Origin of the sequence: Bacillus sp. FSL M8-0256, assembly GCF_038005765.1 — a bacterium.
Taxonomy (GTDB): domain Bacteria; phylum Bacillota; class Bacilli; order Bacillales; family Bacillaceae; genus Bacillus; species Bacillus safensis.
In genome coordinates, this window is the sequence record NZ_JBBOTU010000001.1 from 1,427,554 (window position 1) to 1,448,012 (window position 20,459).

Here is a 20,459-nt window from a genome sequence, read left to right on the forward strand (position 1 = left end):
TATATCAATAATGATAATTATTATCAAAAAGAAATTATAATAATTATTAATTGAAAATTGATCAGAACCTGTTATAATGAGTTACAGACCAATAAAAAGCTTGAAATAGCAGAAAATATAGATGGAAAAAGAAACGGGTAACGATTGATAATGTGAAAACGATTATCAATTAGAGAGGAGAAAACAATCATGAATGAGAATACAGCACTTTATCAAACGACAAATCAAAAGGAATCGAAATGGTCCTTACATAAATGGGCTCAGCACGGAGAATTAATTGCAGCAGGTATCTCGGGGATTCTCATTTTAATTGGATGGATTCTAAAGGATCAGAGCATGTGGAGCATTCCTCTTTTCATCCTAGCTTTTGTTATTGGAGGGTTTGCAAAGGCGAAGGAAGGAATTGAAGAAACGATTTCGTCGAAGACCTTGAATGTGGAACTTTTAATGATTTTCGCAGCAATAGGCTCAGCTCTAATCGGCTATTGGGCAGAAGGCGCTATCTTAATTTTTATTTTCTCACTGAGTGGTGCGCTTGAAACGTATACGTCAAATAAAAGCAAGAAAGATTTAACAGCATTAATGAGCATTGCACCAGATGAAGCAACTTTAATTGAAGAAGACGGTACGACCATTCAAATCGCCGCTTCATCATTAACACCAGGTGACCGGATTATGGTCAAAGCTGGGGAACGTATTGCAGCAGATGGTGTCATTTTAAGCGGGAGAACAAGTGTGGATGAATCTGCCCTCACAGGCGAATCTATTCCACAGGAAAAAGGGCAGGGGGAAGACGTATTTGCAGGAACTGTGAATTTAAATGGTTCCTTAACAGTGGAAGTCACGAAACATAATGAAGAAACGTTATTCCATAAAATTATTAAACTTGTTGAATCCGCTCAAGAAAGTGTTTCGCCAAGCCAAGCATTTATCGAAAAATTCGAAGGCGCCTATGTAAAAGGTGTGCTGATCACCGTCGCGATTTTAATGGTTCTGCCTCATTTTGTCCTCGGCTGGAGTATGAGTGAAACCTTCTACCGGGCAATGGTGTTTATGGTCGTTGCTTCACCTTGTGCTCTAGTTGCATCCATTATGCCAGCCGCACTGTCATTGATCTCAAATGGCGCAAGAAATGGAATGCTTGTCAAAGGAAGTGTCTTTTTAGAAAAACTAGGCACAAGCAGTATGATTGCTTTTGATAAAACGGGGACGATTACAAGCGGGAAGCCAGCCGTAGAACAAGTTGTCATGACGGAAGGGCAGGATGAATCTGCTTTTTACCAGGCACTCTATCAAATTGAGAGTCAATCAAACCACCCATTAGCGAAAGCAATTTCTGATATGGCAAAAGAGCACCAAACAGAAAGAACAGTCCATGTCACCATTGAAGAAACCTCTGGATTTGGTGTGAAAGCACAATTAAATGGAGAAACGTGGCGGATTGGGAAGAAAGACTTTGCGGGTAAGGCGTCAATCGACCGCGAGATTGAAGAGACAGGTGATGACCTTTCAGCGCAAGGATACACAGTGGTCTACGTTCAAAAGGATGAAAAAGTTGTTGGCTGTCTTGGCCTTAAGGATCAAATCAGACCTGAAGCCAAAAAAATGATTCAAGAACTAAATGATTTAGGCATCCAGACCGTCATGCTGACAGGAGATCAGCAAAAAACGGCTGAAGCGATTGCGCAGGAAGCCGGCATCCAAACCGTAGTGGCTGAATGTCTTCCAGATGAAAAGGTACATGAGGTCAATCAATTAAAAAAACAAGGTAATTCAATCATCATGGTAGGAGACGGAATCAATGATGCACCAGCGCTTGCCACAGCAGATGTTGGGGTTGCGATGGGCGGAGGCACAGATGTTGCCTTAGAAACAGCGGATCTCATCTTAATGAAGAACAATTTAAATAACCTAACAAAGATGATCCGTCTTTCAAGAAAAATGAATCGAATCATTAAGCAAAACATTATTTTCTCATTAACGGTGATCTGTCTGTTAATTTGTGCGAATTTCTTACAAGTGCTTGATTTGCCTTTTGGTGTCATCGGGCATGAAGGAAGTACGATTTTGGTCATTTTAAATGGTCTGCGTCTGCTTCGTGCATCTTAAATCAATCATCAGGGCGCACTGGATTCATGCCAGTGCGCTTTTGTGCGAAATAAAGCAAAAACTGATACAATAGACCAGTAGTAAAACGTGTGAGGAGGATCATGATGAACCGAATGAAGAGCTTGTCTTCTTGGCTTAAGAAAGAAGACATTCAAGGTGCATTTATACATACAAAGGAAAATGTGTTTTATCTATCTGGATACTTCACAGAGCCGCATGAAAGAGTGATGGGGCTGTTTGTGTTCCAAGAGGCAGAACCATTTTTTATTTTGCCTAAAATGGAAGTTGAGCAGGCAAAAAATGCAGGATGGTCCGGCGATATTATTGGATATGAAGATCATGAGAATCCATTTGATTTCATTCAATCAGCGATAGAAAAACGCGGTATTCAAACGGCGCGTCTTGCGATTGAAAAAGAATCGATTCCACTTCAAAGAGCAGAACAGCTCCAAGCTGTTACCGGGGCAGAAACGTTCGTCCGGGCTGAAGATGCGCTCAATCAGCTCAGACTGATTAAAGATGAATCTGAAATTGCTACACTCAAAAAAGCGGCTCAATTGGCAGATGAAGGTGTAAAAATTGGGGTTAACGCCTTAAAAGAAGGAGTCACAGAAACAGAAGTGCTCGCTGTCATAGAATATGAACTAAAGAAAAAAGGCATTCAAGGTATGTCCTTTTCAACTATGGTTCTCTTTGGTGAAAAATCGGGCGAGCCTCATGGAAATCCGGGACAGACAGCCTTAAAAAAAGGTGATTTTGTGTTATTTGACCTTGGCGTCATTGTCGATGGATATTGCTCAGATATCACAAGAACATTTATCTATCAGGAAGCTTCTGAAAAGCAAAAGGACATCTATCAAACCGTCTTAAATGCAGAAATGGCAGCTCTTGAAATGAGTAAGCCCGGCGTGAGAATCGGTGATCTTGATTTAAAAGCCCGCGGGCTGATCACAGAAGCGGGATATGGTGAATATTTCCCTCATCGCCTCGGACATGGGTTAGGGGTTTCTGTTCATGAGTTTCCTTCTATGAGTCAGGCAAATGACGATCTTCTGCAAGAAGGTATGGTGTATACGATTGAACCAGGAATTTATGTCCCAGAAGTCGGCGGCGTAAGAATTGAAGATGATGTTCTCATTACGGCAGATGGTCCAGTCACCTTAACCAATTATCCGAAAGAGCTGACGATCATCAAGTAATGAAAAAAATCACGATGAACGTCCAGGTCTTGGAAGTGTCATCGTGATTTTTTATCACTCTTCTCGATCCTTATCAACAAAAAAATCATCAATTGATTGAAACGGTTTGATTTTATGTTCTTTTCCTAAAGGATGTAATGCAAAACGAGCAGAAAACAAAACAGTCATACATAATATAATCCATATGATGAAACCCATCTTGAATTCCCCTTTCCATCCAGTGATTTGTTCAGCTCACATACATCTTAAAGTATGAAACGCTTACCATATCAAGAGAAAGTAGGAGAAAAAATGGCAAACATAAGGGAGATTGCGAAAAGAGCGGGCGTATCTGTGACAACCGTATCACGTGTGTTGAATGAGCATCCTTATGTTAAAGAAGAAAAAAGAGAACGTGTTCTACAAGCGATGAAAGAGCTCAAGTATACGAGAAACATCCAGGCGGTCCATTTAGCGAAGGGCTATTCGAATATGCTTGGCATCGTCCTTCCAAACATTGAACACTCTTATTTCAGCGCACTCGTCACAGGTATTGCAGAAAAAGCACAGGCGCGCGGCATGCATTTTGCTTTATTTCAAACAGGATATGACCCATTAAAAGAAAAAGAAGCGTTAATGAGTTTAAAAGAGCGCCGTGTGGATGGTTTAATATTTTGTTCAAATGCGTTAAGTGATGGTCACATTTTAAAGTGGCAGGAATCAGGGCCGATTATATTTTGTCATCCTGCGCCGCACGATCAATGCTCAACCGTGTCGATTGCGCATGATCAAGCATTTAAGGAAGGCCTGCATCATTTGGCGGCATGCGGCCATCAACGAATTGCGATCGTTCTCGCCAGAACAGAAGGAGCGAATAGCGAGTCGCGACTTCAGGCTTATCAAGACATGATGCAATCGCTCGGGCAGACCATTGATGAGAAGTGGATCATCGAAGGGAAGTTATCCCTGCTTGATGGGAAGCAATTATTTGCAGAATGGCAGGAAATGAAAAATCGTCCTACAGCTTTATTTATTACAAATGACGAAGTCTCTGCCGGCTTTTTATTAGAGGCGCAGCGTCATGACATAAAAGTAGGAGAATCACCAGCCATACTCAGCTTTCAAAATAACCAATTAAGTGAGGTTTTGGGGATTTCCAGCATTCATATTCCCCTCAAACAAATGGGACAGGAAGCGTTTGACCTTTTTGACCGGGCATTAAAGGGAGAGAAATCAGAAAAAAGAATGCTGCCATTTCGCCTGATTGAGCGAACAACAACCGTTTTGAAAAACAATCGTTGACGCACGTTTCATCTGTTTTGTACGATAAGAGGGATTGAATAAGAAGGAGGTGGGGATGTTCATGGAATCCTTCACCGTTGATAAAGCGTTAAATAATAATGTCATCATCGCAAGACACCCTTCTTTGGGCGAAGTGGTTCTGATTGGGAAAGGGATCGGCTTCGGTAAAAAATCGGGGGATCTTCTCGATCAAGACGTGTTTGAAAAAATGTTTGTGTTAAAAAACACGAAGGAACAAACAGAATATAAGCAACTGCTTCATCATATTGATGAGAACATGATCGAGCTTGCCAATGACGTCATTTATCATATACGAGAAAAAATGGGACAACGATTGAATGAGCATATACATGTTGCACTGACCGACCATATTGCGTTTAGTTTTAAGCGGGTGCAGCAAGGCTATGATATCACGAACCCTTTTATGCTTGAGACGCAATCGCTTTACCCGAAAGAATACGAGGTTGCAAAGGAAGTTGTTGAACTGATTAACGAGCGGCCAGATGTCGAAACGAAGCTGCCAGAAGGAGAAATTGGCTTTATAGCGCTCCATATCCATTCAGCTTTGACGAATCGGCCATTATCTGAAGTGAACCGTCATTCGCAGCTCATTACACAAATGGTTCAAGTCATTGAAGATTCATTTCATATGAAAGTAGACAGAGAAAGTATTCATTATTTACGCTTATTACGCCATATTACGTTTTCAATTGAGCGTATTAAACGGGGAGAATCATTAGAGGAGCCAGAAAAATTGCTTCATCTATTGAAAAATGAATATCCTTTATGCTACAATACTGCTTGGAAAATGATCAAAATTTTGCAGCATGCATTGAAAAAGCCTGTACAGGATGCTGAGGCCGTCTACCTGACACTTCATCTGTACAGATTGACAAATAAAATTTCATAGTTTCCTTGAAACGTGTAACTGATTCGATCAGGCATGAGTGACTTAAGGTAAATACAGGATAAGATCCTGTTATTTGCGCAACCTTATATCACCATGCCTTTTTTTGCGTTTGAAAGTGAAATGTAAACGGTTAATTATGAAATGTACGTCAGGGAGCATCCTAAATGTATGTTGTAAGCGAAAACAAAAGGAGGTTCAACCAGTGTTTAAATCACTTTTTGGTGTGTTGCAAAAAATTGGACGAGCACTCATGCTTCCAGTTGCGATCCTTCCTGCTGCTGGTATTTTACTGGCACTTGGGAATGCGATGCAAAATCCGCAGCTGATTGATGTAGCTCAATTTTTAAGCAATGATACAATTCAGCTTGTTGCAAGTGTCATGGAGAATGCGGGGAACATCGTCTTCTCGAATCTTCCGCTATTATTTGCTGTAGGGGTTGCCATCGGTCTTGCCAATGGAGACGGAGTGGCAGGGATTGCCGCTATCATCGGTTACCTTGTCATGAACGTCACGATGAGTGCCGTATTAATGGCTAACGGATCCATTCCATCCGATTCACTCAAACTGGCTAAGTTCTTCAAGGAAAGCCATCCAGCATATATTAATATGCTCGGCATACCGACCTTGTCTACCGGCGTTTTTGGCGGGATTATCGTCGGGGTATTAGCAGCTTATATGTATAATAAATTTTACAAAATTGAGCTCCCGCAATATCTTGGCTTCTTTGCTGGTAAGCGTTTTGTTCCAATCGTTACTTCTATTTCAGCACTTATTTTAGGGCTATTGATGCTAGTCATTTGGCCGCCAATCCAAGGTGCACTGAACTCATTTTCAACAGGACTGCTCGCAGCGAATGAGCCGCTGGCTGCCTTTGTATTCGGTGTCATTGAACGATCATTAATTCCGTTTGGTCTGCACCACATTTTCTACTCACCATTCTGGTATGAGTTCTTTAGCTACAAGAGCTTATCAGGAGAGCTTGTCCGTGGTGACCAGCGTATTTTCATGGCGCAAATCAAAGATGGTGTACAGCTGACAGCTGGTACATTCATGACAGGGAAATATCCGTTCATGATGTTCGGTCTTCCAGCAGCAGCACTTGCGATTTACCATGAAGCAAAACCAAAGAATAAAAAGCTAGTAGCAGGAATTATGGGATCAGCGGCCCTTACTTCTTTCCTTACAGGGATCACTGAACCGCTTGAATTCTCATTCTTGTTTGTTGCACCAGTATTATTTGCGATTCACTGTGTATTCGCTGGATTATCCTTTATGATAATGGATATTCTAAACGTGAAAATCGGGATGACCTTCTCAGGAGGGTTAATCGACTTCTTCCTATTTGGTATCCTGCCGAATAGAACCGCTTGGTGGCTCGTCATTCCAGTAGGTCTTGTACTTGCTGTCATTTACTACTTCGGATTTAGATTCGCCATTCGCAAATTTAATCTGAAAACACCAGGCCGCGAGGATGAAGCAGCAGATGGAGCAAGTGAGGCGAAGTCTGAAAAAGGGAATGACTTGCCTTATGAAATCCTTGAAGCAATGGGTGATCAAGAAAACATTAAGCACCTGGATGCTTGTATCACGCGTTTACGTGTCACTGTGAATGATCAGAAGAAAGTGGATAAAGACCGTTTGAAAAAGCTTGGCGCTTCTGGTGTTCTCGAAGTAGAAAACAACATCCAGGCCATTTTCGGCCCGCGCTCTGATAACTTAAAAACACAAATGCAGGACATCATTGCAGGCCGCACGCCTCGTCCAGCGAAAGACCCTTCTGCAAAAGAAGAAGTCAGCCAGCAGGTTGAAGAAGTTATTGCAAAGCCGCTTCAAAATGAGCAAGGGGAAGAAATTTTTGCTTCACCAATTACAGGGGAGCTTCATCCAATTACAGATGTACCAGATCAAGTATTCTCAGGGAAAATGATGGGTGACGGTTTCGCCATCTTGCCAACAGATGGAACGGTTGTTTCACCGGTAAGAGGGAAGATCTTAAATGTGTTCCCGACGAAACACGCCATTGGCCTGCAATCTGATGGTGGACTTGAAATTTTGATCCACTTCGGAATTGATACGGTCGGCCTCAAAGGAGAAGGGTTTGAAGCATTTGTACAAGAGGGAGATCAAGTAGAAATCGGTCAAAAACTTTTAGAGGTTGATATTGATAAAATTAAGTCTGAAGTACCATCTTTGATGACTCCAATTGTATTTACCAACTTAAGTGAAGGACAATTTATTGACCTTCAAGCATCCGGTGAAATCAAAGCTGGACAAGAAAACATCATGAAAATTTCAAAATAATTTTCATAACTGCCGTTCTTGTTAGATGACAAGCTCGGCAGTATGATATAATATTGTGGATGTATTAATTGTATAAAAAGGAGATTGATAAAAATGGCTCAACAAACATTCAAAGTAACTGCAGATTCTGGAATTCACGCACGTCCTGCAACAGTTCTTGTACAAACTGCTAGTAAATATGATGCTGATATCAACTTAGAATATAATGGTAAAACAGTGAACCTGAAATCTATTATGGGTGTAATGTCTCTAGGAATTGCGAAAGGTGCTACAATCACAATCTCTGCTTCTGGTTCTGATGAAAATGATGCACTTGCTGCGCTTAAAGACACAATGAAAAGTGAAGGCCTAGGCGAGTAATGCAACAACTGAAAGGAATCGGTGCTTCAGCAGGCGTTGCGATTGCAAAAGCGTATCGTCTGGAAGAACCAGATTTAACAGTTCACCAAAAAGACATCAATGATCCAGAGACAGAAGTGAAGCGTTTTGAAGAAGCAATTCATGTTTCTAAACAAGAACTTGAAGCAATTAAAGAGCATGCGCTAAAAGAGCTTGGCCAAGACAAAGCAGATATCTTTTCTGCCCACCTTCTTGTGTTAAGTGATCCTGAACTGCTAAACCCAGTAAAGGATAAAATCAAATCTGATAAAGTAAATGCTGAGTTTGCTTTAAAAGAAACAGCGACAATGTTTGTCACAATGTTCGAAGCAATGGACAATGAATACATGAAGGAACGTGCAGCGGATATTCGCGACGTAACGAAACGTGTGACTGGCCATTTGCTAGGCGTTGACATTCCAAACCCAAGCATGATTTCTGAAGAAGTCATCATCATTGCTGAAGATTTAACACCTTCTGATACTGCTCAGCTGAACAGACAATTTGTCAAAGGCTTTGCAACAGATATCGGCGGTCGTACTTCTCACTCAGCGATCATGGCAAGATCTATGGAGATTCCAGCAGTTGTTGGGACAAAAGAAGCAACAAAAACGGTGAAAAACGATGATCTGATCATTGTGGATGGTATTAGCGGCGACGTCATCATTCAGCCTTCTGAAGATGAAGTGAAAGCGTATCAAAAAAAGCATGAAGACTACTTAGCTCAAAAAGCGGAATGGGCGAAACTTGTTGACCAGCCAACGGTTACAAAAGACGGCGTTCACGTAGAGCTAGCTGCAAATATCGGAACACCTGAAGATGTAAAAGGTGTACTTGAAAATGGCGGCGAAGCAGTTGGATTGTACCGTACTGAATTTTTATACATGGGCAGAGACCAGCTTCCTACAGAAGAAGAGCAGTTCGATGCGTATAAAACAGTTTTAGAGAAGATGGAAGGGAAAGCAGTGGTTGTCCGCACACTAGATATTGGTGGCGATAAAGAACTTCCTTACTTGCAGCTTCCAAAAGAAATGAACCCGTTCCTTGGCTATAGAGCCATTCGCCTTTGCCTGGAAGAGCAGGAGATTTTCAGAACACAACTACGCGCCTTACTTCGTGCAAGTACATATGGAAACTTGAAAATCATGTTCCCTATGATCGCGACGTTATCAGAATTTAGAGAAGCAAAAGCCATTTTACTTGAAGAAAAAGAAGCATTGGTTGCCGCTGGTACAGACGTTTCTGATTCCATTGAAATCGGAATGATGGTAGAAATTCCATCAACAGCTGTCATCGCAGACCAATTTGCAAAAGAAGTAGATTTCTTCAGTATTGGAACGAATGATTTGATTCAATACACAATGGCTGCTGATCGAATGAACGAACGAGTGTCTTATCTTTATCAGCCTTACAACCCAGCGATTTTACGTCTTATTACGCTTGTGATCGAAGCAGCGCATAAAGAGGGTAAATGGGTCGGCATGTGCGGTGAGATGGCAGGAGATGAAATCGCAATCCCGCTTCTACTTGGATTAGGATTAGATGAATTCTCAATGAGTGCAACATCCATTCTTCCAGCTAGAACGCAGCTAAGCAAGCTTTCTAAAGAAGAAGCTGCATCATTTAAAGAGCATATTTTATCACTTAGCACAACAGAAGAAGTGGTTGATTTCGTCAAGAAGACGTTTCAACAGAACTAAGTGAATGAAAACCAGACAGGTGAAACTGTCTGGTTTTTTTGTCGAATTTTATCATATTGAGTCATATTGGGCAGTGAGAAGGGCACCCTATAATTAAAAAATGGAGGTGACCAGATTGCCTTTCTCAGACTACAAACCGGGTGATCAAGTATATGTGATTTATCGAAATCCACATGCTGCAAACGTAGCACAAATTAAAGAAGCAGAAATTGTTTCACATCCATACAACGATGAAGAGCTTGCCCTCTTTTTACTTGAAACGTATCATCCACTAGCACCTGATGATGCTGTGTTTCCAACATATGAAGAAGCAGAAGCTCTTTATCAAAACTTGTTTGAATAAGGGAGATTTTAGAAAGGATAAAAGCCATCCTGTGCGGTTAAAGTAACGGTATGAAAACCTTAAAGGTAAGGATGTGCTTAATATGATCAAACCTTTCGTTCCCCAGCTTGTTTACATTGAACCCCGGGCGTTAGAGTACCCGTTAGGACGAGAGCTGAAGGAAAAGTTTGAGGGTATGGGAATCGAAATAAGAGAAACGACTTCACACAACCAGGTCAGAAATATTCCGGGAAAAAATGACTTGCAAAAGTATCGTAATGCGAAGTCAACGCTTGTCATTGGTGTGAGGAAGACATTAAAGTTTGACTCGTCTAAACCATCTGCAGAGTATGCGATCCCATTTGCAACAGGGTGTATGGGACATTGTCATTATTGCTATTTGCAAACAACAATGGGAAGTAAGCCGTACATTCGAACGTACGTCAATGTAGAAGAAATATTAGATCAGGCAGAGCAATACATGAACGAGCGGGCGCCGGATATCACGAGATTTGAAGCATCATGTACTTCAGACATCGTAGGAATTGACCATTTGACACATACACTCAAACGAGCGATTGAATACTTTGGGCAGACCGACTTAGGAAAGCTTCGCTTTGTCACGAAGTTCCATCATGTTGATCATCTGTTAGACGCAAAGCATAATGGCCGGACAAGATTCCGTTTTAGTATCAATGCCGATTATGTCATTAAATATTTTGAGCCCGGAACATCACCGCTAGATCAGCGGATTGAAGCGGCTGTTAAGGTCGCAAAGGCAGGCTATCCTCTAGGCTTTATTGTTGCTCCAATCTATATCCATGAAGGCTGGCAGGAAGGATATAAAGTTCTTTTTGAAAAGCTTGATGCAGCTCTTCCTGAAGATGTGAGAGACGATATCACCTTTGAGATGATTCAGCATCGCTTTACAAAACCAGCAAAGCGTGTGATTCAAAAAAACTACCCAAAATCAAAATTAGAGTTGGACGAAGAAAAAAGAAGATACAAGTGGGGAAGATACGGAATAGGAAAATATATCTATCAAAAAGATGAGGAACAAGAACTAAGAAAGACTTTAGAGTCATATATAGATCAGTACTTTCCTTCTGCAAAAATTGAATATTTTACTTAAAACAAGCCTATACGGCTTGTTTTTTCTATTTAAATTTTCTTACAACTATTGAATGCGGTATCATTTTGCCGATATATAAATTAAGGTGTGAAAGTAGATGTAGGGGTGATGAGATGTTTAAGAAACTTCAAGTGAGAATAGCTGTTTTCATCTCAGTTATTTTAATTTTAACCGTCGTGGCCGTTCAAGTGGGTTCTAACATAGTATTAACACCACTTATTGAACGAGATGCAAAAACCACCACAGCAGCAACGGCAGAGAGCATGAGAGACATCATTGCACAAAAGCTTGATAATTACAGTGATACAATTAATAAACTGGCAACTAGTACACTTACTGAAGATTTTGCGCAAAAACAAACAAAACAAACATTAGTCTTCGAAAACGATGAACTAAAAGGCTTGCAGGAGCAGGATGAACTTATTTCACTTGCCTATATTGGAACAAGTGACGGCAAAATGTTCGCCTTCCCAGAGTCCGATTTTGGTGAAGGGTATGACCCATCTAAACGAGATTGGTTTATCCAATCAGCTGAAAAGCCTGACGAAGTCATTTGGACTGATCCATATATCGATAAAGCAACAAATGAAATGGTCGTCTCAGCCACAAAGGCGATTGTCAGAAACGGAAAGGTCGTTGGGGTCGCTGGACTTGATTTGAAATTATCCTCCATTCAATCTTATATAAAGGAACAAAAGATTCCTTATATGGGTACCGCTTTCTTAGTTGACGGCAAAGGAACCATTTTAGCACATCCAACAGAGCAAGGAAAAAACATATCAAAAGTAGCTTCTGTGAAAAAAGCGATCGACAATTCAGGTATTGATGACAGAAAAGAACTGACGGTCATATCTAAAATCAAAGAAGCTGATTGGACGATTGGTGTCAGCTTTGAGAAAAAGAAACTGCTTTGGATCACAGAACAAATGAATCAGACAAGCATCATTATTTCCGTCATTGCCATTATTCTTGCGATGATCCTCAGCTTCTTATTGGCAAGAAGCATTACAACGCCAATCAAGCGTCTAATAGAGCATGTGCGTAAGGTGTCAGAAGGCGATTTAACAAGTACGCTTGCAGTGAAATCCCAAGATGAAATTGGTTCCCTCACGAAAAGCATTAATCAAATGACCGAGGATATCAGGGAGTTAATTGAAAAAGTGAAAGGGGCTTCAGATCAAGTTGTGAAATCAGCGGATGAAGTGACCCACATTTCAAATGAGACTTTGCTGTCTAGCGAACAGATTGCAACGGCCATTCAAGAGGTGGCAACAGGAGCGACTAAGCAGGCATCAGATGCAGAAACGATTAATGAAAAATCAGAGTATTTGTATGAGAAAGTGCGCCATATGGGTGAGCTCGCTTCACAAATGCAAACCAACTCAAAATCATCTGAAGATGCAAGCTATAAAGGGCTTGACGCACTTGGTTTGCTTGTCCAAAAATCAACACAAGCGAGTGAAGAATCGAAAAAGGTTGAGCAAATGCTGCTAGACCTTGAGCATAAAACGAAAAATATTGAAAATGTCGTGACCGCCATCTCTGAAATCTCGGATCAAACGAATTTACTTGCACTGAATGCAAGCATTGAAGCAGCGAGAGCAGGAGAAAGTGGACGAGGATTTGCTGTAGTTGCAGAAGAAGTGAGAAAGCTTGCTGAACAATCTGCGCAGTCAACAAAACACATTAGTGAAACCGTCAAACTCATTCAAGATGAATCGAAGAAGGCGGCTGAAGCGATGACAACAGCAAGTAAAATGAATGAGGAACAAGGTGCCGCCATCAATGCAACCGGTGAGGCACTTAGCAGTATCACAATGGAAATGCAGGCACTTGTCGGTTCAATCGACAGCATTCATACACAGATTAATGAAATGACAGAAGAGCAGCAGAAGATGAGTGACTCCATTCAAAGTATTGCTGCCATTTCAGAAGAATCTGCTGCCTCAGCTGAGGAAGTGCATGCGTCTACAGATGAACAAGTTCAAGTGTTAGAAAGAACGAAAACCTCAACTGAAATGCTGAACGAATCAAGCCAGGCACTGCGTCAGGCGGTTGACCGATTTAAGGTGTAATGAGCGGAAAGGAACCTTGTGATGTGAGCAAGGTTCTTTTTGTATGATAAAATAAACTAGAGGAGGTGTTGACATGGATGTCAATCTAACTGGAAAAAAAGCATTGGTAGCTGCAAGCAGTCAAGGTATCGGAAAATCGATTGCCTTTGCTCTAGCAAAAGAGGGAGCAGATGTGATGCTCTCGGGAAGACATGAACAGAAGCTGAAAGAAACAGTCAAGGAGCTGTCTCCGCTTGTCAAAGGACAGCTGACTTATCAAGTATGTGATGTATCTGACGCCGGGCAAATCAAGGCGCTTGTTCAAGCGGCGGCTGGTGATGAGAAGTGTCTAGACATTCTTGTGAACAATACAGGCGGGCCTAAAACAGGAACGCTCGACACCTTAACAGATGAAGATTGGATCGAATCATTTCAGCTTCATTTACTCAGCTATATTCGATTATTAAAAGAGGCATTGCCTTATTTGAAAAAACGCGGCGCACGTGTGTTAAATATTGCGTCAATGTCAGTGAAAGAACCGATCCCGGGTTTGATGCTGTCGAATACATTTAGACCGGCCATAGCCGGCTGGACAAAAACAGCCGCTTTGGAGTTTGCAAAGGATGGTATTTTGATTAATACGTTAGCACCGGGAAAAATTGAAACAGACCGTGTGAAACAGCTGGAGAAGCACCGCGCACAAAGAGAGAATCGAACGGTTGAAGAAATCAAAGCACAGGCTGAACAAGCGATCCCGCTTGGCCGTTACGGCCAGCCAGAGGAATTTGCAGCATATGCAGTGTTTCTTTTATCAGAAGCCAATACATATATGACAGGTCAAACACTGATCATTGATGGTGGATTGACAAAGTCTCTTTAAGGAGGAACAAGTGATGGCACAAATCAAAACAGTTGGTTTTATAGGAATCGGTGTAATGGGTCGCAGTATGGCAGGACATTTAATGGATGCAGGCTATGAAGTTATCGTTTATACAAGAACGAAAGCAAAAGCAGACGCATTGATTCAAAAAGGCGCATCATGGAAGCCGGCAGTAAAGGAGATTGCAGAAAGTGCAGATGCCGTCATTACAATGGTGGGATATCCATCTGATGTAGAAGAGATCTATTTAGGAGAAGATGGGCTTGTGGCACATGCCGCGCCAGGTACATATCTCATTGATATGACAACATCGAAGCCTCAGCTTGCAAAAGAAATTGAGTTGAAAGCGAAGGAAAGAGGTATATATACATTAGATGCACCTGTATCAGGCGGAGACATAGGAGCCCAAAATGGCACGCTGGCCATTATGATCGGCGGAGAAAGGTCAGCCTATGAAGCCTGTCTGCCGCTATTTGAGCAAATGGGTGAAAACATTCAATATCAAGGACCGGCAGGAAGCGGTCAGCATACAAAAATGTGTAACCAAATTGCCATTGCAGCGGGAATGGTCGGTGTCGCAGAGGCAATGGCTTATGCCGAAAAATCAGGGCTTGATCCAGAGCAGGTGCTCAAAAGCATCACAACAGGTGCAGCCGGCAGCTGGTCTTTGTCAAACCTTGCACCAAGAATGCTGAAAGGCGATTTCGAGCCAGGGTTTTATGTGAAGCATTTTATCAAAGATATGGGCATTGCACTTGAAGAAGCAGAGCTGATGGGGGAAGAAATGCCAGGGCTCTCACTTGCGAAGTCCCTTTATGAAAAGCTGAGCGAACAGGGCGAAGAAAACAGCGGGACCCAGAGCATCTATAAATTATGGGTCAAATAGTTTGCAGCACCTTCAAAACAAACTAAAAACCTGTCCCAAATAGGGACAGGTTTTCTTGATATTATTTTCCGATGAATTGCTGCGTCCAGTAGTTGCCAGATTTCACATAACCAACACCGATATGTGTATAGCTTTTGTTTAAAATGTTCGCTCTGTGGCCTTCACTGTTCATCCATGCTGTCACAACTTCTTGAGGAGATTTTTGACCTTGGGCAATGTTTTCACCTGCTGATTTGTAAGTGATACCGAATTGCTTCATTTGATCAAATGGAGATCCATAAGTTGGGCTTGTATGAGAGAAATAGTTTTTATCTTTCATATCTTGAGATTTTGCGCGAGCAGATTTGCTTAATTTAGAATCAACAGAAAGGGCCTTTAAGCCTTGTTTTGCACGCTCTTTATTTGTAAGCTCAACCACTTCTTTTTCAAATGCATTTAAGCTGCTGTCTGCTTTTGATGCGGTTGTGTCTTTTTGGTCAGCTTTTGTGTTGCTGCTTGTGTTTTCTTTTGCTGGAGTGCTTGGTTTAGAAGCAGTTGGTTTTTTCACTGATTCTTGTTTTTGTTCTTGTTTTGCTTTGTTTACTTCTTTTACTACTTTTGTTCCTGTAACAGGTTGACCGCTTTTGATCAGTTTGTTTAATAGAGCTTCGATCTCTTTTTGATTCGACTTGCTTAGCTTGTTTACATCTGAAGAGATATGTAATTTTGCTGCTAGTGTATGAAGATCAATAGCTTGATGCTGTACATTTATTACTTGTTTCAGGTTAAGCTCCTTCGCATCAGCTGAATGTCCTCCAGTGAATGTGATGAGTGCAGCAGCTGTCAGCGCTGAAAAAAAGAATGATTTCTTCTTCATATTGTAACTCCTCCTAAAATCTTTGTTTTGTTTTCTCACAAAAAATCATACCATGGACTTTTTGTTATAAACGTACCAGCATCCTCCATTGACAATGCCAGTTTGTCATTTTTGTTAAAGTCATCGTAAGAGCCGCTTCATATCAAAGGATAGGGAATTCTTCCATTTAAAGAAAACGACATAAACATACCAATATTTTAAAGTGTTAGTATATTTTTTTGCAGATTAGGGATTGACAGCTTTTTTTCGCTCGTTTCGCTGTAACAACTATTACAAAAGTGTTACAATAATGAGTGGTAATTGTAAAAGATTGAAAAGGATGAGAGGAGCTACATAAGTGGGAGAGAAACAGCATCAAGGTGCTGCCGAGCAAAAAAAAATCAAGCGCCGGAACGCCTGGAGAATTAATCTCTTTTTCTTCGCTGTATTTAGTTTATTTGCTGGACTTGTGATCAAGCTTGGTGTGCTGCAAATCGTCAATGGTGAAGATTATAAAAAGCAAGCCAACCGAACAGAGGTCAAAACAGCATCATACCCGTCTCCAAGAGGAAAAATGTATGACGCGAGAGGAAGAGTCGTCGTTGATAACGAAAGTGTACCTGCCATCGTTTATACATCAGAAAGCGGTGTGAAAGCGAAGGATAAGATTAAGGTAGCAAGAAAACTTGCGACTTATATAAAAATGGATACTGATTTTTTGAGAGAGCGTGACATTCGAGATTTTTGGCTGGCGAGCCATCCGAAAGAAGCGGATAAACTCATTTCAAAAGCGGAGAAAAAAGATATCGATGCAAAGGATGTCTATCCGCTTCAAGTAGAGCGTGTCCCAAAGAAAGAAGTCAAAGCGATCGAAAAGGATGCAGAGGAAAAAGCTGTTGCAGCGATCTACCGTAGATTTACAGGCGGATATGCCTTTGAGCCCCAAATCGTGAAGGCAATGAACCCAAACGAAGAGAAAAAAGGGGACGAAAAAGTGGCTTTACTCGATGAAACGAAAGAATCAAAACAAACTTCATCCGTAAGCCTGACATATGAAGAAATTTCACTTGTCTCAGAGCATCTTGATGAACTGCCTGGTGTGAACGTCATCAACGACTGGACAAGAAAATATCCGTATGAAAAGACCCTTTATAATGTACTTGGCGGTGTGACTACACCAGAGCAAGGAATCATTAAAGAGCGTGAAGATTACTATATGGCAAGAGGCTACTCGCGAAATGACCGGGTAGGGAAGAGCTATTTAGAATATCAATACGAGGATTTTCTAAACCCAGAGAAAGCGACCGTTCAATATACACAGGTTGGCGGGAAGCTGCTCGATGAAATCAAGCGGACAGAAGGACGAAGAGGACTTGATCTTGCGCTGACATTTGATATGGAGCTGCAAAAGGAAGTCGACAAAATCGTTGAATCAGAGCTTAGATCCGCCAGCGCGAGAAACTATATGATGGATCGTGCCTTTGTCGTCATGATGGACCCTCACACAGGGGATGTTCTCGCCATGTCAGGCAAGAAAATGGACGGCAGAGACGTCACAGATTATGCGATCGGAACATTTACGACCCAGTACGAAATGGGCTCTGTTGTCAAAGGAGCCACAGTACTTGGCGGTTATCAGGACGGGATGTCACACAACCAAGCCTATATGGATACACCGCTCTATTTTGCAGGGAGTAATGGAAAGCCGAAACAGTCTTACAAAGTTCTTGGATGGGTTAACGACATTCAAGCACTCCAAAAAAGTTCCAACGTCTACATGTTCCAAGTAGCGATGAGAATGGCGGGCATCACCTATCAAAAGGATGGTCCGTTACCTGCAAGGCCTGAGCACTTACAAAAAATGAGAAACTACTATGCGCAATTCGGTCTTGGCGTGAAAACGGGGATCGATCTGCCGCAGGAATCAAGCGGGATGCAGACGCATCCTAAGACGGTCGGCGGACTCTTGCTTGATGAAGCAATTGGTCAGTATGACACGTATACACCGCTTCAAGTGGCGCAATACATGTCAACGATCGCCAATGGAGGCAGCCGTATTCAGCCAAGAGTGGTGAAAAGTGTTCATCTTCCAACGAAGAAGGATGAAGTAGGCCCAGTCGTAAAAAAATATGAGCCGAAAGTGCTGAATACGATTAACAACTCGAAAGCAGATATTGACCGCGTAAAAACGGGACTGAAAATGGTCACATCAACAGGCGGAACTGCCGCTGGCCGGTTTGGTCAGCATGATGTCGCAGGAAAAACAGGTACAGCGCAAACGTTCTACTATGGTGCCAACCGCAGCTGGTGGGGAAATTCAACGTACAACTTAACCTTTGGAGGATATTATCCTTCTTCTAATCCAAAGGTGGCGTTTAGTGTCGTGACACCTTATGTCTCAGATAAGGATCCTGTTATTAAAAACATCCCGAGTAAAATTGTGGATAAGTACGTTGAATTACAAAAGAAATATGAAAAACAATAAACCGCAGGGAGCACAGCAGCAGAAAGTGCTCCCTTTTTGCTGAAAATATGGACGTTTCCCTCGATGACAGAAGGAAAATACGGGTTTTCTAGCGAATCTTTTTTATACATCAATCTAAGGACAACCCTAAAAAATGAAAAGGAGGGTCGGACGACGATGGAACAACAAATGAAAGATTCGAATCAATTGTATTCGAACATCGATTTACATGCCGTTCTTTCTTCTAATGGCCGCTTTCTCTACATTTCTTCCAACTGTAAGCAGCTTTTGCTCTATGAACAAAAGGATTTACTAGGGTGTTTTTTGAAAGACTTTGTTCATACCGAAGATCAATTTCTCGTCGAAAGTTATTTTTACAATCAGCACATGCTAGAGGTTTGCCACTTTAGACTGCTAAGAAGTGATCTGACAGCTGTATGGATCGAAGCAAGCATTGATTTTGTTGCTTGTGATGGGTTAGACAACGAAGTAAGTAGAGAAATGATCCTGAAAATGAGGGTGCTGGATACTGAGCCCCAAAAAGCAGCATTTCAAACAACATCAAACGTAGCAGAACAGTCGTTAGGCAGTCTGCCGGCTTTCCAAAATGTCGGTGAAGCTGAACAATTGATTGCCATGCTGCCAAATCCGTTATGTATTACGACTTTAGGGAAAATTGTGTATGCGAATGATGCAATGCTGCAATTAATGGGGGTAAGTGCAAGAGATGACATGATCGGCAAGTCCGCGTTTGATTTTATTGCTGAGGAGTACCATGACATTGTCAGAAGCCGAATAACAAGGCTGCAGCAAGGACTTCCAGTCGGAATGATTGAACAGATATGGAAGCGTCAAGATGGAAGTAGTATTCATATTGAGGTAAAGTCATCACCGACGATTTATCAAAATCAGCGGGCAGAGCTTTTACTGCTCGTGGACATCTCATCCCGTAAAAAATTTCAAACCGTTCTTCAAAAAAGCCGGGAGAGGTATCAGCTGCTCATTCAAAATTCCATTGATACGATTGCGGTCATCCATGATCACAAATGGGTGTTTATGAATGAATCTGGCATTAAATTATTTGAAGCCGAGCATTACGATAAATTAATAGGAAAGGATATCTTTCATCAAATTCATTCCTGTGATCAGCAAAAGGTCAAAAAGAGTTTATCACGTATTATTGAAAGAGCATCAGATTCTGAGATTGTCACAATGAGCTGTCATACGTTTAAACATAAGCTGATTTATACAGAAATGGTCTGTATCCCAACTACATTTTTTGGAGAAACAGCGGTTCAAATTATTTTAAGAGATATCTCCGAACGTAAGCAGACAGAAGAGCTCATGCTCCGCTCTGAAAAATTATCGATTGCAGGCCAATTGGCGGCTGGCATTGCACATGAAATCAGAAACCCATTGACCGCCATCAAAGGCTTTTTACAGCTTATTAAACCGAAAACAAAAGATCGCGATCAATACTTCGAGATTGTTTTCTCTGAGCTGAGCCGAATAGAAATTATCTTGAGTGAGCTGCTAATGCTGGCGAAACCGCAGCAAACGTCCTCAATGCAGACGCTGGATTTGAAAAAAATCATCAGCGAAGTCACAGCCTTGTTAGAAACACAAGCGAACTTAAATGGCATTTTAATGAACACAAGTGAGATAGAGGAGGGTCTCCTGATGAACGGAGATCAAAATCAGCTCAAGCAAGTGTTTATCAATTTAATCAAAAATGCCGTAGAATCCATGCCGGACGGAGGAAAGGTAGACATCACAGCCAAAGCAGAAGGTGATGGAATACTTGTCACGATTCGTGATGAAGGGATCGGCATTCCTGAATCGGTGATGAAGCGGATTGGAGAGCCCTTTTTAACCACAAAGGAAAAAGGAACAGGACTTGGCCTCATGGTCACATTTAATATTTTAGAAAATCATAACGGGACGATCCGTGTGGATAGTCAGCCTGAAAAGGGCACTGTATTTCACATCATGTTTCCTGCAAAATAA

16 protein-coding genes and 1 pseudogene are annotated in these 20,459 nt (G+C 41.6%); 15 read left to right on the forward strand and 2 right to left on the reverse strand.

Going from position 1 to position 20,459, the window contains the following annotated elements:
* The first annotated feature begins 189 nt into the window (after positions 1–189).
* Both NSQ76_RS07195 and NSQ76_RS07200 read left to right on the forward strand, forming a co-directional pair.
* Positions 190–2,109 carry a heavy metal translocating P-type ATPase gene (locus NSQ76_RS07195; protein ID WP_341053195.1) on the forward strand — a complete coding sequence of 640 codons (1,920 nt, stop codon included), beginning with the start codon at positions 190–192 and terminating at the stop codon, positions 2,107–2,109.
* A gap of 104 nt (positions 2,110–2,213) precedes the next feature.
* Entirely contained in the window at positions 2,214–3,308 is a 1,095-nt protein-coding gene (locus NSQ76_RS07200) for a M24 family metallopeptidase (RefSeq protein ID WP_341053196.1), read from the forward strand.
* A gap of 54 nt (positions 3,309–3,362) precedes the next feature.
* Here NSQ76_RS07200 and NSQ76_RS07205 read toward each other — a convergent pair whose 3' ends face one another.
* Positions 3,363–3,506, reverse strand: a complete 144-nt coding sequence (locus NSQ76_RS07205) for a hypothetical protein (RefSeq protein ID WP_162842493.1) — start codon at positions 3,504–3,506, stop codon at positions 3,363–3,365.
* Positions 3,507–3,599: 93 nt separating this feature from the next.
* Here NSQ76_RS07205 and NSQ76_RS07210 point away from each other — a divergent pair, with 93 nt between their 5' ends.
* The 11 genes and pseudogenes from NSQ76_RS07210 to NSQ76_RS07255 all read left to right on the forward strand — a co-directional run bounded on the left by NSQ76_RS07210 (position 3,600) and on the right by NSQ76_RS07255 (position 15,153).
* Positions 3,600–4,589 (forward strand): LacI family DNA-binding transcriptional regulator, encoded by a 990-nt coding sequence (locus NSQ76_RS07210; protein ID WP_277722039.1) that lies wholly within the window; start codon positions 3,600–3,602, stop codon positions 4,587–4,589.
* 55 nt (positions 4,590–4,644) lie between these two features.
* The gene (gene glcT, locus NSQ76_RS07215) at positions 4,645–5,499 is read left to right on the forward strand and encodes a glucose PTS transporter transcription antiterminator GlcT (protein ID WP_024424695.1); all 855 of its coding nucleotides are present in this window, start codon (positions 4,645–4,647) and stop codon (positions 5,497–5,499) included.
* A 202-nt stretch (positions 5,500–5,701) separates the two neighbouring features.
* Positions 5,702–7,801 (forward strand): glucose-specific PTS transporter subunit IIBC, encoded by a 2,100-nt coding sequence (gene ptsG, locus NSQ76_RS07220; protein ID WP_341053200.1) that lies wholly within the window; start codon positions 5,702–5,704, stop codon positions 7,799–7,801.
* 93 nt (positions 7,802–7,894) lie between these two features.
* On the forward strand, positions 7,895–8,161 hold the full coding sequence (locus tag NSQ76_RS07225; RefSeq protein WP_003211078.1) for a phosphocarrier protein HPr: 267 nt from the start codon (positions 7,895–7,897) through the stop codon (positions 8,159–8,161).
* Positions 8,161–9,879, forward strand: coding sequence for a phosphoenolpyruvate--protein phosphotransferase (gene ptsP, locus NSQ76_RS07230; protein WP_024426847.1), 1,719 nt, complete (start codon positions 8,161–8,163; stop codon positions 9,877–9,879). Before NSQ76_RS07225 ends, ptsP begins: the two co-directional genes overlap by 1 nt.
* Before the next feature lie 100 nt (positions 9,880–9,979).
* Positions 9,980–10,222: a transcriptional regulator SplA domain-containing protein gene (locus NSQ76_RS07235; protein WP_051683472.1), complete on the forward strand. Its 243-nt coding sequence runs from the start codon at positions 9,980–9,982 to the stop codon at positions 10,220–10,222.
* 82 nt (positions 10,223–10,304) lie between these two features.
* A complete protein-coding gene (splB, locus tag NSQ76_RS07240) occupies positions 10,305–11,333 on the forward strand; it encodes a spore photoproduct lyase (protein WP_024424698.1) in 1,029 nt (342 codons plus the stop codon).
* A 113-nt stretch (positions 11,334–11,446) separates the two neighbouring features.
* Positions 11,447–12,469: pseudogene (locus NSQ76_RS20950) on the forward strand (HAMP domain-containing protein); the annotation flags it as partial.
* On the forward strand, positions 12,461–13,408 hold the full coding sequence (locus NSQ76_RS20955; RefSeq protein WP_376706571.1) for a methyl-accepting chemotaxis protein: 948 nt from the start codon (positions 12,461–12,463) through the stop codon (positions 13,406–13,408). The pseudogene NSQ76_RS20950 and the gene NSQ76_RS20955, both read left to right, overlap by 9 nt.
* A gap of 73 nt (positions 13,409–13,481) precedes the next feature.
* Entirely contained in the window at positions 13,482–14,267 is a 786-nt protein-coding gene (locus NSQ76_RS07250; protein WP_224426309.1) for an SDR family oxidoreductase, read from the forward strand.
* 13 nt (positions 14,268–14,280) lie between these two features.
* Positions 14,281–15,153, forward strand: coding sequence for an NAD(P)-dependent oxidoreductase (locus NSQ76_RS07255; RefSeq protein ID WP_341053205.1), 873 nt, complete (start codon positions 14,281–14,283; stop codon positions 15,151–15,153).
* A 61-nt stretch (positions 15,154–15,214) separates the two neighbouring features.
* Here NSQ76_RS07255 and NSQ76_RS07260 read toward each other — a convergent pair whose 3' ends face one another.
* Positions 15,215–16,009: a CAP domain-containing protein gene (locus NSQ76_RS07260; protein ID WP_041116470.1), complete on the reverse strand. Its 795-nt coding sequence runs from the start codon at positions 16,007–16,009 to the stop codon at positions 15,215–15,217.
* 337 nt (positions 16,010–16,346) lie between these two features.
* On the opposite strand from NSQ76_RS07260, the gene NSQ76_RS07265 reads away from it, so the two are divergent.
* The gene (locus NSQ76_RS07265; RefSeq protein ID WP_034623338.1) at positions 16,347–18,473 is read left to right on the forward strand and encodes a peptidoglycan D,D-transpeptidase FtsI family protein; all 2,127 of its coding nucleotides are present in this window, start codon (positions 16,347–16,349) and stop codon (positions 18,471–18,473) included.
* 156 nt (positions 18,474–18,629) lie between these two features.
* Positions 18,630–20,459, forward strand: coding sequence for a PAS domain-containing sensor histidine kinase (locus tag NSQ76_RS07270; RefSeq protein ID WP_034623336.1), 1,830 nt, complete (start codon positions 18,630–18,632; stop codon positions 20,457–20,459).